Genomic DNA, 13317 nt, shown 5'->3' with positions numbered 1-13317 from the left:
TTACTTGGCAGACGCCTGCGGCTGCTCGATCTTCGTCACCTGAGGGTCGATCTTCTGGCCCGGAATCACCCGCAGCAGCCCTGCGGTCACCACGCGGTCGTCCGGCTTCAGGCCGCTTTCGATCACGCGCAGGCCGTTGTCGACGGGACCGATCTGCACCTTGCGCTGCTCGACGGTGTCGTCCTTGCCGACCACCAGCAGATAGCGACCGCCCTGATCGCTGCCGAGCGCGGTGTCGGGCACGAGCAGGGCGTCCTTCTCCTGGGTGAAGGGCACGCGAACGCGGACGAAATAGCCGGGCAGCAGCACCCGCTTGTCGTTGGGCACGAGGCCGCGCACAGCCAGCGTGCCGGTCGACGTGTTGATGGTCGGCGCGACATAGTCGAGGTGGCCTTCATGCGGATAGCCGGACTCGGTCTGCAGTCCGATCTGGATCGGGAATTGCTTGAGGTCGGCCGGCGTCAGGCCACGCCGTTGCGCCTCGGCCCGGATTCGCAGCACGTCCTGCTCGTTGACCGTGAAGTTCACCCAGATCGGGTCCATCGCGACGATGGTGGCAAGCTGGGTTGGGGAGGAGACGCCGACCAGCTCGCCGATCGAGACCATATGCGCGCTGACGATGCCGTCGAACGGCGCGCTCACCTTGGTGTAGCCGTAATTGACCTCGGCGAGCCTGGTGTTGGCCTGGGCCTGCTGCAGGTTGGCCTGGGCGTTGTCACGGTTCGATGTCGAAGTGTCCAGGGTCGCCTGCGAGACCGCCTGGCGCTGCACCAGTTCGGCCTGCCGCTTGTAGTCGGCCTCCGCCTGCCGAAGCGAGGCCTGCGCGCCGGCCTCGGCCGCTTGCGCCTGTTCGAGCTTGAGCTTGTAGGTTTCGGGCTCGATCGTGAACAGCTGGGTGCCCTGCTTGACGAAGGTGCCGTCCTGGTAGTCGATCGATTGCAGGAAGCCCTGCACGCGCGCGACGAGATCGACGCTCTTGACCGGCGCGGTGTTGCCGGTGGCCTCGACATAGCGCGTCACCGGGCGCTGCACGGGCGTAGCCACGTCCACCTTGGGCGGGGGCGGCGCGACGAATGTGTTCTTGTCCTCGCAGCCGGCGAGCGCGGCGACGGCCATCGCGGCGGCCAGTGCCCGCCCGACATGTCTCCAGGCTCGGTTGCGCCGTGCGGGAGATGCGGGATTCGCGCAGGTCATTCGGTGGCCCCCGGTTACTGTCTGTCGGGGCGGGAGGCTACCAACAAATGCCCGGCCGTGGAACACCATAGCCATGGCAGTCGTCGGCCTTGCACTGCAGATCGCGCTGTGGCCTTTGGCAGTTTTGCCATCACAAACCGCTTTTCATCGCGCGCACGATCGACCAGAATTGAGTCAAGGCCGAGCGACGACGCGCGAAGCAGTCGGGAAGAACAAGAGAAGAATAAAAGAAGAAAAGGTCGGGAGATCATGACATGCCCACGTCTCTTATGTCGGTGCTTGAGTCGGTCCTTGCCGGCCTCGTTCTCGCAGCGGCGGTCGCCATGCCCGCGCTAGCCGATGGTCTGAAGGACGAGATCGCACCGACCGGCAAGCTGCGGGTCGCGATCGCGATCAGCCCGGCGGGCGGCGCGTTCTGGTCCACCAAGACCGAGGCCGGCTATGCCGGCGTTCCCGTCGATCTCGGCAGGGAGATGGCCGCGCAGCTCGGCGTGCCCGTCGAATATGTCGTGCACCAGAATTCCGGCCAGATCACCGATGCCGCCGGCAAAGGCACATGGGACGTCACCTGGCTCCCCAAGGACCCTGACCGCGAGACCAGGATGATGTTCGGCCCGATCTACGAGGTCGCGGACGCCACCTACATTGTCAAGGCCGGTTCGAGCGTCAGTAACTTTGTCACCCTTGACCAGGTGGGCATCAAGGTCGCGGCCGTCAACGCGACCACCACAATGCGCGGCGCGGTCGCGCATTTGAAAAACGCGAAGGTCACGGGCTACCAGACCTATGACGAGATCTTCGGCCTCCTGAAGAGCGGCGAGATCGATGCCTTCGCGCTGTCGCGCGACCAGCTCAACAAGATGGCGCAGAAGATTCCGGGCACGCGCGTGCTCGACGAGACGTTCAAGAAGACCGTCACCGCGGTCGCTGTGCCGCTCGGCCATCCCCAAGCGCTGACCTTCGCCGCCAAGTTCATGAACGAGGCGGTGACGAACGGCACCTTGCGCAAGGCCTATGACAACAACGGCCTGAAGGATTCGCCTATAAGAACCGAGTAGCGGCGGCAGCGCCTCTATGACAAGAGAGATTGAGATTCGCGCCTTCGCGCCGCCTGATGCCGCTGCCGTGCGCGAGCTGTTCATCCGGGTGAATCGTCTATTGGCTCCGACGCATATGGCGGAGGAGTTTGAACGCTATATCGTCCGCTCGCTCGCCGAAGAGATTGATCGGCTCGCGGATTATTATGCAAGCCGGAACGGCGGTTTCTGGGTCGCCGTTGCCGACGGCGAGATCGTCGGCATGTTCGGTTTGGAGGCCTCAGGCGAGCATGCGATGGAGTTGCGGCGCATGTACGTCGCTCCCGGCTTGCGGCGCCAGGGAATTGCGCGAAAGATGCTGGCGTTCGCGGAGGATGAATGCCGCCGGCGAAATCGGCAGCAACTGCAGCTGAGCACGTCGGAGCTTCAGCGGGACGCGCTGGCTCTGTATCGAAACGCGGGATACCGAAGCGTGCGCGAAGAGATTGCCGATGCCGCCAGCAACAAGACCGTGGGTGGTGGCATTCGTCGCTACCATTTCACCAAGCGCCTTTGATGACCCTTCGGAGCGCTGTGGTGCGGCAGGAGTCTACGTCGCCACGAGCGTTGGATTTTGGGCGAGGCCCATGACAACAATCTCACAAAGAACGCGCCGATCTCGTTGGAGTGGGGCAGGCCCAACGGCTCCGCAGTGCGGATGCCCGCGGGCTGGCGCCTCTCACCCTCGTGCCATGCGGCGAGCAAGCTGCCCCTCAGCGCGGCTTGATCTCCGCATATTTCGCCATCGCCTTCTCGAATTTCCGCTTGAACAGCCACATCGCGCCAAGGATTTCCCGGAAGCTCGCCGAGGTGCGCGCCCGGTCGGCCCGTCCGAATGCGAAGATGCTGTTGTTGCGCAGGTGCTTCATGATGGTCGGACTGGACACCCTGTAGTTCAGGAGATCGACGGACTTGAGCGCCGCCCGCGTCGGCGTGGGAATGATCTGGATCAGCTCGAACAGCTTCATCTGGTCGATCGGGTCGGGCAGCGTCTTCACGATCCCCGGGATCTCCCGGAAAATATCTGCATGCGCGTTCATCAGCCCGTCGCGTACGTTGGTCCAGTGATTGAAGCGATGATCGGTGCCGCGGGCCCGCGCCTCCTCCTTGTCGTCGCGCGCGCTCAAGTCGGGATCGGCCGCCGCGATCTCGCCCTTGATGGCCTCCCATTTCCTGCGGCCGTTGCGATCCTCGGACGGGCCGGTCTGGAAGCTGCCCATATAGGTGTTCGAGCGTCCGTTGCGGACGTTCTGCTTGCCGTTGGTCTCGGCGAAGAACAGCCCGAGGCTGATCCGGCCCGCGGCTTCGGCGTGGCCAGGCGCAAGTCCCTTGGCTCGCGCGATCGCGACCGCGAGATCGACCACGTCCTTGAACGGCGTCGCCGAGTCCTGCGCGCCGGCCGGCGGCGCTTCCATGATGTCGAACAGTTTTGAGTATTCGTCGACCAGCGGCTCGATGTCGGCATCGAAATAGGCCGGTGGTATCTCGAACTTGTTGGGCCTGCCGATCCGCGACGGCATGGCATCGGTGAGATCCTTGTAAGCACTGATCACGGCGACGCGTGCCAGATACAGCGCCTGGCCCGGCAGGTTCGGCAGCGGCTGCTTCGCCTCGATCTGGCGGCGCCGCTCGGAGAGAATGGATTTGAAATCGCCGAGCGCACGCTCGTAGGTCGCAACCGCTTCCGATTGCCTGGCGGTGAGCGTTTGCGCCCGGCTCGGGACGAACGTCGTAAGGAGCAGCCCAAGCGCCCCGATGGCGAGGAGTTGACGTCGTGCAGGCATGGCCAGTTCCCCTAACGATTCGTCGGTCGGGGGATCGTAGCCTAGTCGTTGGCTTCGGGCGGCAGGAAGTCGACCTCGTGCAGCGCCGAGATGCGCACGACCTCGGCCGGGTCGGTCAGGTCATGGAGCTGATTGAACAGCGCCTCCAGCTTCTGCATCGGCGAGACCCAGAACAATGCGCGGGCCGGTTTGTCGGATTTGTTGAAATAGCCGTGCGGGATCCCGCGCGGCAGGCGCACGAGGTCGCCGGCATGGGCCTTCACCCATTTGCCATCGAGCTTTAGGTCGAGCGTGCCTTCCTGCACCAGGATGAATTCGTCCTGGGTCGGATGGATGTGCACCGGCACGAACTGGCCGGGCTCGCTGTTGGTCTCGAACGCGAAGGTGGACTCGGTGACGGCCTTCGGAAAGTAGACCTGGCCGAGGATGTTCCAGGTCTTGCCGCCATAGCCCGTACCGTTCGCGGTGATGCCCTTTTCGAGTGCAGTCATGGCTCGCCTCCAATGGGATTGTAACTGACGTGGAGTGTTGCGCAGCAACCATGCGCTGTCCATGCGCAAGACTCGCACTAACGCCTGTCGCGTTCAGCCGCCTGCCTGCGCAGAAAGCCTTCGAGATCGGCCTGCACGGAATAGGGCGTCGGGATCGGATCGCCCGCGTCGTCGACGGCGGTGTCGAGAGAGCGGCGCAGCATGCGCGCGAGCTCGGCCTTCCGGTAGGGCTTTGTCAGAAGCGGCGCGCCCTTGGTGGCGCGTCCCTGCGCATGCGGGGCGTCGTAGGCATAGCCCGACGTGAACAGCACCCGCAGCGAGGGGCGCGCTGCCACCATCTCGTCGGCGAGCTCTCGTCCATTCAATGTGCCGGCCATCACGATGTCGGTGAAGAGCAGGTCGAAGGGCGTGCCTTCGGCCGAGATGGCGAGTGCCTCGGCCGCATTGGCGGCCGGGATGACCTTGTAGCCGAGGCTTTCGAGCTGGACCGTAACGTACTGGCGGACGTCGCGGTCGTCCTCGACACAGAGGATGGTTTCCGTCCCGCCCACGACCTTGCGCTCGTCATAGCCGGTGGGGCGAAGCGTGCTCGCCTCCGCCTTCGGCAGGTAGATCGTGAAAATGGTGCCGCGTCCTTCTTCGGAAGCGACCTTGATGCCGCCGCCGGACTGCTTGATGAATCCGAATACCATGCTGAGCCCAAGCCCCGTGCCCTTGCCGACGTCCTTGGTCGAGAAGAAGGGATCGAAGATCCGCTCCAGAATGGCCGGCGGAATGCCGGTGCCGGTGTCGGCGATCTCGATCTCGACATAGTCGCCGGCATAGCCGGCTCCGACCGCCACGGCCTCGCGGACGCCGAACACGACGTTGCGCGTCGTCAGCGTCAGTCTGCCGCCGTCCAGCATCGCGTCGCGGGCGTTGATCGCGAGGTTGAGAAGTGCCGAGCTCAATTGGCCGCGGTCGACGAGGGCGAGCCAGACGTTGCCGTCGAGCCGGGTCACGATTTCGATCTTCTTGTCGAAGGTTGCCAGCAGCAGCTTTGCGAGCTCTTCGAGCAGTACGTTGATGTCGCTCTCGGCCGGCTTGAGCGCCTGCTTGCGGGCAAACGACAACAGGCTCGACGTCAGCGCGGCGCCGCGATCGGCGGCGTCGCTGATCAGCTTGGTGATGGTCGCGAGCGGCGGATTGTCCTTCACGGCGTCGGCGAGGATCTCGATCGTGCCCGTGATCACGGTGAGCATGTTGTTGAATTCGTGCGCGATGCCGCCGGTGAGCTGGCCGATCGCTTCCATCTTCTGGGCCTGGATCAGCTGCTCCGCGGCGGCGCGCTTCTGGGTAACGTCCTTGACGAAATTGTTGATGAGAGTGCGCTCCCCGATGCGGAGCGCCGTGCTGGAGGCCTCGATCAGGATCTCGTCGCCGTCCCGGTGCAGCAGGGTCGCTTCGAACCGGATGCCGATCGGCGTATCCGACAATTCCGGCAGCAGCCGCATCATGCGTTGCCTGAAGCCGTCGCGCAGCGGCTCGGCGATGAGGAGGTTGACTACATCGGTGCCGAGTGCCTCCTTGCGCGTCCATCCGGTCAGGGCCTCGGCCTGAAGACTCCATTCCAGCACGATGCCGCTCTGGTCGGTCTGAATGAAGGCGTCGAGCGCGGTCTTGATGACGGCTTGCGTCATCTGTGCGCTGGCCTGCGCCTGCTCGGCCAGTTGCGCGGCGGCACGTTTTTCCTGCGTGTTTTCGATCGCGCGCGTGCACAGACCAGCGAGCAGGACGGCAATGGCGCCGCTTGCTAGCAGGGCGACGATCTGGGCAATGCCGAACCCGGTTCCGGTCGCGGCATAGGAGACAAGGAGAGCCGCCGCGGTCACGATGACCTGCGCGGCCATCGCGAGTGTCAGAAGCCCCCTGAGTTTCATGGTCTCACACCAACGCGTCAGTCGCGGCCCCCCGTGTCCGCCCTGTCAATGTCCGGCTCCACGTCAGCGACAGATGTGAGCTACAGATTCCGCGCGGCGGCGTCGAGGGGCAATTTGCGGTGGTGCCGGGTTGGCGGCGCTTCAACCTGCCGGCGAATCGGTCTGGCGCAGCGTCGTCACCCAGATCACGCGGGCGGTCTGCTGGGTCGGGTTGTCGAACATATGCGGCACGATGCTCGGAAAGCGAAAGCTGTCGCCGGCCTCGAGCAGATGGGCCTGGTTGTCGAGCCACAGCCGCAGGCTCCCCGAGAGGATATAGCCCGCCTTCTCGCCGGTGTGCTGCAGGAAGTCGGTGCCGGACGAGGCGCCGGGATTGAGCGTGAGCTCGTAGAGTTCGAGCTGGCCTTTGTCTGCCGGCGTCAGCGCTTCCTTGACGACTCCGCTGGCGGTGAGCCGCAGCAGGCGCCGGCTGTTCTTGCGCACGATGTAGCGCTGCACGTCGGCGGGATCGGTGGTCTCGAAGAAATAGGAGATAGGAACATCGAGCGCGATGCTGAGCAGGCGCAACGTGCGGATCGACGGCATGGCGCGCGCGCGTTCGAGCTGGCTGATCATGCCGTTGGAGAGGCCGGTCTTGTTGGCGACGTCCTGGATCGACAGGCCCGCACGCTGGCGCAGCAGCCGCACGGTCTCGCCGAGGCGCTGGTCGACCGCATCGTCGGTCTCGATCGCCGGGGCATCCTTCGGATCGTTGATCTCGCCGCGACCATCCATGTCGCTCTCCCATGCATCACCTCAGCCCCGGACAAGGACGGTCCGGAGCATCAGTCGGAGTGAAAAGGTCGCGCATCCTAGCAATGCGATTGACAGCTGTATTTAGTCGTGATGAACTTTTGATAGAAAAATTTAGAAGCACTAAAGCCCACTCCTGTCCCTTTGCCGGGGATCTCGGGGCGCGGGAGACGGTGCCGCGTGCGAAAACGGAGAGTGGTCATGGCGGACGACACCGGGAAGTTCGGCGTTGGAGCACTGCATCTCGGCAATCCGAATCGCCGTCAGATCTTTCAGCTCGGCGCAGGCGCCGCGGCGGGATGGACGCTTTCGGGCAGCGCATTTGCGCAGACCGAACGCCCGACCAGTCCGCCCGACAAGCCGCGCGGGCAGGTGATCGCGGCGCTGTCGCAGGAGCCGACGGTCTTTCATCCCCTGATGCCGGGTATCGAGGTCGACCAGGGCATCTGGTGGCAGGTGTTCTCGCCGCTCTGGTTCATCGATCCCGATGGCAAGTTCGTTCCCGATCTCGCCCGCGAGGTCCCGACCATCGAGAATGGCGGCCTGTCGGCCGACGGCCTGACCTGGAAGATCAAGCTCCGCAGCGACGTGAAATGGCACGACGGCACGGCGTTCACGGCCGAGGACGTGAAGTTCTCGCTCGAGCTGATCAACAACCCCGATTTCCGCGCGCGCAGCCGGGTCGGCCATAGTCTCGTGAAGGACATCAAGGTCGTCGCGCCCGACGAGATTCACTGGCGCATGGAAGCTCCGTATTCGCCCTACATGTCGATCCTGGGATCGCTGACCTTCATCGTGCCCAAGCACATCCTGGAGAAGGTGACCGATCCGAACGCCTCGCCGTTCCACAATGCGCCTGTCGGCACCGGACCGTTCCGCTGGGGCGAGCGCGTGCCGGGCGACCACATTCAGTTGAATGCCCATACCGGCTATCACGGCAAGGGACCTTACGTTGAGCGCGTGGTGTTCAAGTACATTCCTGACCTCACTGTCCTCTACACCCAGTTCCGCACCGGCCAGGTCGACTACACCGGCCTGCAAGGCATTCTGCCAAACTTCGTGCAGGAGGCGAAGACGCTGAAGGGCCGCAAGATCTTCGTCTCCTCGACGTCGTCGGTGGAGCACATCGCGCCCAATCTGGAGTTCGGCGCGTTGGCGGACCGCACCGTGCGCGAGGCGCTGTATCTCGCGATCAACAAGCAGGCGATCATCGATGCGCTGAACTACGGCTTGCCGACGCAGACCGAAAGCTTCGTGCCGCAACAGGCCTGGTCGTTCCAGCAGGGACTGCCGCAGCACAAATACGATCCGGCCAAGGCCAACACGCTGCTCGATGCGGCCGGTTGGGTCCGCGGCGCCGGTGGGGTGCGCGAGAAGGGCGGCGTCAAGCTCGAATTCGCCAATTCCACGACGTCGGGCAACGCGGTACGCGAGCAGACCCAGCAGTTGCTGATCCAGGACTGGCGCGCGATCGGTGCCGCGATGCGCGTCAACAACATGCCGGCCGCCGTGATCTGGGGCGACTTCTGGCAGCAATCGAAATTCAACTCGGTGATCGTGGGGGTGAATTTCATGCTCGGCAGCGACCCCGACGTGACGCCCCGCTTTGGCTCCGGCGCCATCCCTGCCAAGGGTGGCCGCGGCTACAACACCTATCAGTATCGCAACCCGGAGGCGGATCGGCTTCTCGCCGAAGGTGCCAAGCAGTTCGATCTGGCGCAGCGCAAGACGACCTATGGCAATCTGCAAAAGCTCATCCGCGACGACCTCGCGATCCTGCCGCTGTTCCAGGGCTTCATCGCCGAAGGCGTGAAGGAAGGGCTGCGAGGTTTCCGCCCCAACATCAACATGTCGATCAACTGCTGGAACATCCGCGAATGGTATTGGGCCTAATGGTTCAGGTGCGCGAGATCGCCTGAGATGGCTCGTTACGTCGCCAATCGCCTGGCGCAGGCGATCATGCTGCTGGTGATCGTGTCCGCGATCGGCTTCGCCATCCTGCATCTGGCGCCCGGCGGTCCGCTCTCGCAATTCGCTGCGTCCGCGCAGATGACGCAGGAGGATCTCGATCGCGTCACCAGGCAGCTTGGCCTCGATCGTTCGCTGCCGATCCAGTACCTCGACTGGTTCGGCCGGATGCTGAGCGGCGATTGGGGCCGCTCGTATCGCGACGGCGAGGCGGTGCTGGCGGTGATCTCGTCGCATCTCGGCGCCACGCTGGAGCTGATGGCGACAGCGACCATCATCGCCGTACTGCTTGGCTGCTGGATCGGTGTGCTCGGCGCGCTCCGCCGCTATTCTCTGTTCGATTCGCTCGCAACCGTCGGCGCCATGATCGCGCTGTCGATCCCGACCTTCTGGTTCGGCCTCGTCACCATCTATGTCTTTTCGGTGAAGCTCGGCTGGCTACCGGCCGGCAACCGCGAGACCGTCGGCGACGGCTCCTTCCTCGACCTTCTGCATCATCTGATCGCGCCGGCCCTGGTGCTGGCGCTGGTCGAGACCGCGATGTGGGGCCGCTTCATGCGCTCCTCGATGCTTGAAGTCATCAACCAGGACTACATCCGCACCGCGCGCGCCAAGGGCATGCCGGAATGGCGCATTCTCACCGTGCATGCGCTGCGCAACGCCCTGCTGCCGATGATCACCGTTGCCGGCCTGCAGTTTCCGACGCTGCTCGGCGGCGCGCTGGTCGCCGAAACCGTGTTCACCTGGCCCGGCATGGGGCGCCTGTTTCTCGATTCCATCGGCTATCGCGACTACCCCGTGGTGATGGGCATTTTGATGTTCTCGGCAATGATGGTGCTGATCGGCTCCCTGCTCGCCGACATCCTCTATGCCGTCGTCGATCCCAGGATACGGGTGGGCTAGGCGATGACGAGCGCAGCCCTCTCGACCGTTCAGCTTGCGCCGGGCCAAGCCGCCTGGCGGCGCTTCCGCCGGCACCGGCTCGCGCTCGCTGGCGCCGTGATCATTCTGGTGCTCGTCCTCGGCTCGGCCTTCGGTCCCTATCTGCTGCCGTTCGACGACACCTATATCGACATCATGAAGCGGTTCGCGCCGCCGTTTTCCGGCGCGCACATCCTCGGTACCGACGAACTCGGCCGCGACGTGCTGGCGCGTCTGATGATGGGCGCGCGCGTCTCGCTGTCGATCGGCTTCGTCGCGATGGTGATCGCGATGGCGGTGGGCATCGCCGTCGGCGCCTTCGCCGGCTTCTATGGCGGGGTGGTCGGCGCCGTGCTGATGCGGCTCGTCGACGCCATGCTGTGTTTTCCGACCATTTTCCTGCTGCTTGCGCTCGCGGCGCTCATCGAGCCCGGCTTCGTCACCACCACCGTTCTGATCGCGGCAACCGCCTGGATGTGGGTGGCCCGCGTCGTCGAGGCTCAGGTGCGCTCGCTGCGGGAACGCGAGTTTGCGGTTGCTGCACTCGCGTTCGGCTCGTCGAGCCTGCGGATCATGTTCCGTGAGCTGGTGCCCAATGCGATCGCGCCGATCGTGGTGGCGGCGACGCTGAATGTCGCCAAGGCGATCCTGCTGGAGTCCTATCTCAGCTATCTCGGCTACGGCATCCAGCCGCCGGCCGCGAGCCTCGGCAACATGCTCAACAACGCGCAGATCTATCTTACCAGCGCGCCCTGGCTCGCGATTGCGCCGGGCCTCGCCATCACGCTGGCGGTGACGAGCTTCAATTTTCTCGGCGACGGCCTGCGTGACGCGCTCGATCCGCGAATGAACATCCCATGACAAGCCGACGAGCTTCGATCGAGCTGATTTCCAGGAGTGCCCCATGTCCCCGCCGCTCACCCGTATAAATAGCGACGAACGCCTGCCTCAGCAGGCTGACGTCGTCGTCATCGGCGGCGGCGTCATCGGCGTGTCCGCGGCCTATCATCTCGCGAAGAAGGGTCTCTCCGTCGCCCTGGTCGAGAAGGGCCATGTCGGCGGCGAGCAGTCGAGCCGCAATTGGGGCTGGTGCCGTCAGCAGGGCCGCGCGCGTGAGGAGATCCCGCTGGCCCGCGAGGCGCTGCGCCTGTGGGAAGACATGCAGAACGACGCCGGCGTCGATGCCGGCTTCCGCCGCACCGGCGTGCTGTTCCTGACCAAGAGCAAGGACGAGCTCGCCAGCTGGGAGCGATGGGCCGCAACGGCGCGCGACATGCAGGTTCACTCGACCGTCCTGACGCCCGCCGAGGTGGCCGAGCGTCTGCCCGGCAATTCCGAGACATGGGTGGGCGGCCTGCACACGCCGAGCGACGGGCGCGCCGAGCCCTCGATGGCCGTGCCTGCGCTTGCGACCGCCGCCCGAAAACACGGCGTCACCATTCATCAGGACTGCGCTGCGCGCGGACTGGAGACGCAGGGCGGACGGGTGAGCGCCGTCGTCACCGAGAAGGGCACCATTCGCACGCAATCGGTGCTGCTGTCCGGCGGAGCGTGGTCGTCGCTGTTCTGCCGACGCCACGGCATCGAGCTGCCGATCGGCCTCGTCAACGCCACCGCGTGCCGGACCACGCCGGGGCCGGAGATTACCTCCGGCGCGCTCGGCACCGATTTCTATTGCATCCGCCGCCGGCTCGACGGCGGCTTTACCCTGGCGCTGCGCAACCGCGGTACGGTCGAACTGTCGCCCGATCTGTTCCGCTACGCGCGAACCTTCTGGCCGACCTATCTGCATCGCAAGAACGGGTTGAAACTGTCGTTCGGCAAATCCTTCTTCGACCAGCTCATGCGGGGCACCAGTTGGAGCTTGGACAAGCCGTCGCCGTTCGAGACCGAGCGCGTGCGCGATCCCGCGCCTGACATGTCGCTGGTCAATGCCGCGCTGGCTTCGCTGATCAAGTCGAACCCTGAATTGAAGGATATCGAGATTGCGGAAGCCTGGGGCGGGACGATCGACTGCACGCCGGATACCATTCCGGTGATCTCGCCGGTCGACGCCATGCCCGGCTTCTTTCTCGCCACCGGCTTCTCCGGCCACGGCTTTGGCATCGGTCCTGCGGCCGGCAAGCTCGCCGCCGACATCGTGACGGGCGCGACGCCGCTGGTCGATCCCGCGGCCTACAGCCACAAGCGCCTGATCGACGGCCGCCGGCTCGCGCCGGTCAGCCCGTTCTGAGGGTCTTGCAGCATGACGGTTCTCTACAAGGCCAACATGGTTCGGGGCGCTGAGTGGGCGGGCTTCTTCGCCGAGCGCGCGCCCGATGTTCCGTTTCGGCTCTGGCCCGACATCGGCGATCCCGCTGACGTCCGCTATCTCGTGGCGTGGGTGCCGCCGGACGACATCGCGACGACTTTCCCCAATCTCGAGCTGGTCTTCTCGGTCGGCGCGGGTGTCGATCAGTTCGACGCGTCAAAAGTTCCGCCGCACATTCCCCTGGTGCGCATGCTGGAGCCGGGCATCGCGGAGACGATGGTCGAATACGTCACCATGGCTGTGCTCGCGCTGCATCGCGATCTCCTGCACTTCATTGGCCAGCAGAAGGAACAGGTCTGGCGCGAGATCCGGATCACGCCGGCCAAATGTCGTCGCGTCGGCGTGATGGGGCTCGGCCAGCTCGGCCAGGCCGTGCTCGACCGCTTCAAGGCGTTCGGCTTTCCGCTTCTCGGCTGGAATCGCTCGCCGCGCGAGATCGACGGCGTCACCTGTTATGCGGGCATGGAGACGTTGCCGGATTTCCTTGCGCAGACCGACATTCTCGTCTGCCTGCTGCCTCTGACCGATGAGACCCGCGGCATCCTGGATGCGGATCTGTTCGCGCACCTGCCGCGCGGCGCGTCGCTCGTCAACGTCGGGCGTGGCCCGCATCTGGTCGAAGCCGACTTTCTCGCGGCGCTCGACAGCGGCGCGTTGTCGGGTGCTGTCCTCGATGTCGCCGAGCCGGAGCCGCTGCCTGCGGGCCACCCTTTCTGGAGCCACCCACGCATCCTGGTCACGCCGCATAATGCCAGCATGACGACGCCGGATACCGCGGTCGATTTCGTGCTGGACGTGATCGCGCGCCACCGCCGCGGCGAAGAGCTGCCTGGGCGTGTCGATCGTCGTCGTGGCTATTAG

The 13317-nt window shown here is 64.9% G+C and carries 12 protein-coding genes; 7 read left to right on the top strand and 5 right to left on the bottom strand.

The genetic code is table 11. From position 1 onward, the window contains the following. On the bottom strand, window positions 1-1194 hold the full coding sequence (locus tag AC0L3S_RS12835) for an efflux RND transporter periplasmic adaptor subunit (protein WP_473279316.1): 1194 nt from the start codon (window positions 1192-1194) through the stop codon (window positions 1-3). A gap of 254 nt (window positions 1195-1448) precedes the next feature. On the opposite strand from AC0L3S_RS12835, the gene AC0L3S_RS12830 reads away from it, so the two are divergent. Beyond that, window positions 1449-2252, top strand: coding sequence for an ABC transporter substrate-binding protein (locus AC0L3S_RS12830; protein WP_473279315.1), 804 nt, complete (start codon window positions 1449-1451; stop codon window positions 2250-2252). Window positions 2253-2268: 16 nt separating this feature from the next. Continuing rightward, complete coding sequence (locus AC0L3S_RS12825; protein ID WP_473263031.1) at window positions 2269-2787, top strand: GNAT family N-acetyltransferase; 519 nt, start codon at window positions 2269-2271, stop codon at window positions 2785-2787. 196 nt (window positions 2788-2983) lie between these two features. Here AC0L3S_RS12825 and AC0L3S_RS12820 read toward each other — a convergent pair whose 3' ends face one another. The 4 genes from AC0L3S_RS12820 to AC0L3S_RS12805 all read right to left on the bottom strand — a co-directional run bounded on the left by AC0L3S_RS12820 (window position 2984) and on the right by AC0L3S_RS12805 (window position 7238). Next, window positions 2984-4054, bottom strand: a complete 1071-nt coding sequence (locus tag AC0L3S_RS12820) for a hypothetical protein (protein WP_473279314.1) — start codon at window positions 4052-4054, stop codon at window positions 2984-2986. A 41-nt stretch (window positions 4055-4095) separates the two neighbouring features. Next, window positions 4096-4545 carry a cupin domain-containing protein gene (locus tag AC0L3S_RS12815; RefSeq protein WP_473263029.1) on the bottom strand — a complete coding sequence of 150 codons (450 nt, stop codon included), beginning with the start codon at window positions 4543-4545 and terminating at the stop codon, window positions 4096-4098. A 77-nt stretch (window positions 4546-4622) separates the two neighbouring features. After that, window positions 4623-6464 (bottom strand): ATP-binding protein, encoded by a 1842-nt coding sequence (locus AC0L3S_RS12810; RefSeq protein ID WP_473279313.1) that lies wholly within the window; start codon window positions 6462-6464, stop codon window positions 4623-4625. 141 nt (window positions 6465-6605) lie between these two features. Further along, entirely contained in the window at window positions 6606-7238 is a 633-nt protein-coding gene (locus AC0L3S_RS12805) for a cupin domain-containing protein (RefSeq protein ID WP_473263027.1), read from the bottom strand. A 219-nt stretch (window positions 7239-7457) separates the two neighbouring features. On the opposite strand from AC0L3S_RS12805, the gene AC0L3S_RS12800 reads away from it, so the two are divergent. The 5 genes from AC0L3S_RS12800 to AC0L3S_RS12780 are packed head-to-tail and all read left to right on the top strand — an operon-like array spanning window position 7458 to window position 13317. After that, entirely contained in the window at window positions 7458-9149 is a 1692-nt protein-coding gene (locus tag AC0L3S_RS12800; RefSeq protein ID WP_473279312.1) for a peptide ABC transporter substrate-binding protein, read from the top strand. Window positions 9150-9176: 27 nt separating this feature from the next. Then, window positions 9177-10127, top strand: a complete 951-nt coding sequence (locus AC0L3S_RS12795; RefSeq protein WP_473263025.1) for an ABC transporter permease — start codon at window positions 9177-9179, stop codon at window positions 10125-10127. Between the two features lie 3 nt (window positions 10128-10130). Continuing rightward, a complete protein-coding gene (locus AC0L3S_RS12790; protein WP_473279311.1) occupies window positions 10131-11006 on the top strand; it encodes an ABC transporter permease in 876 nt (291 codons plus the stop codon). 43 nt (window positions 11007-11049) lie between these two features. Continuing rightward, on the top strand, window positions 11050-12378 hold the full coding sequence (locus AC0L3S_RS12785) for an NAD(P)/FAD-dependent oxidoreductase (RefSeq protein ID WP_473263022.1): 1329 nt from the start codon (window positions 11050-11052) through the stop codon (window positions 12376-12378). Window positions 12379-12390: 12 nt separating this feature from the next. After that, window positions 12391-13317 (top strand): 2-hydroxyacid dehydrogenase, encoded by a 927-nt coding sequence (locus AC0L3S_RS12780; RefSeq protein ID WP_473279310.1) that lies wholly within the window; start codon window positions 12391-12393, stop codon window positions 13315-13317.

It is taken from the genome of Bradyrhizobium sp. Ken01 (assembly GCF_055807355.1).
The sequence above is the reverse complement of the archived record's forward strand: the minus strand, read 5'-3'. Positions and strand labels throughout refer to the sequence as shown.

Coding starts and splice junctions, on each gene's coding strand:
- AC0L3S_RS12835 (WP_473279316.1), bottom strand. CDS start 1,194: ATGACCTGCGCGAATCCCGCATCTCCCGCACGGCGCAACCGAGCCTGG.
- AC0L3S_RS12830 (WP_473279315.1), top strand. CDS start 1,449: ATGCCCACGTCTCTTATGTCGGTGCTTGAGTCGGTCCTTGCCGGCCTC.
- AC0L3S_RS12825 (WP_473263031.1), top strand. CDS start 2,269: ATGACAAGAGAGATTGAGATTCGCGCCTTCGCGCCGCCTGATGCCGCT.
- AC0L3S_RS12820 (WP_473279314.1), bottom strand. CDS start 4,054: ATGCCTGCACGACGTCAACTCCTCGCCATCGGGGCGCTTGGGCTGCTC.
- AC0L3S_RS12815 (WP_473263029.1), bottom strand. CDS start 4,545: ATGACTGCACTCGAAAAGGGCATCACCGCGAACGGTACGGGCTATGGC.
- AC0L3S_RS12810 (WP_473279313.1), bottom strand. CDS start 6,464: ATGAAACTCAGGGGGCTTCTGACACTCGCGATGGCCGCGCAGGTCATC.
- AC0L3S_RS12805 (WP_473263027.1), bottom strand. CDS start 7,238: ATGGATGGTCGCGGCGAGATCAACGATCCGAAGGATGCCCCGGCGATC.
- AC0L3S_RS12800 (WP_473279312.1), top strand. CDS start 7,458: ATGGCGGACGACACCGGGAAGTTCGGCGTTGGAGCACTGCATCTCGGC.
- AC0L3S_RS12795 (WP_473263025.1), top strand. CDS start 9,177: ATGGCTCGTTACGTCGCCAATCGCCTGGCGCAGGCGATCATGCTGCTG.
- AC0L3S_RS12790 (WP_473279311.1), top strand. CDS start 10,131: ATGACGAGCGCAGCCCTCTCGACCGTTCAGCTTGCGCCGGGCCAAGCC.
- AC0L3S_RS12785 (WP_473263022.1), top strand. CDS start 11,050: ATGTCCCCGCCGCTCACCCGTATAAATAGCGACGAACGCCTGCCTCAG.
- AC0L3S_RS12780 (WP_473279310.1), top strand. CDS start 12,391: ATGACGGTTCTCTACAAGGCCAACATGGTTCGGGGCGCTGAGTGGGCG.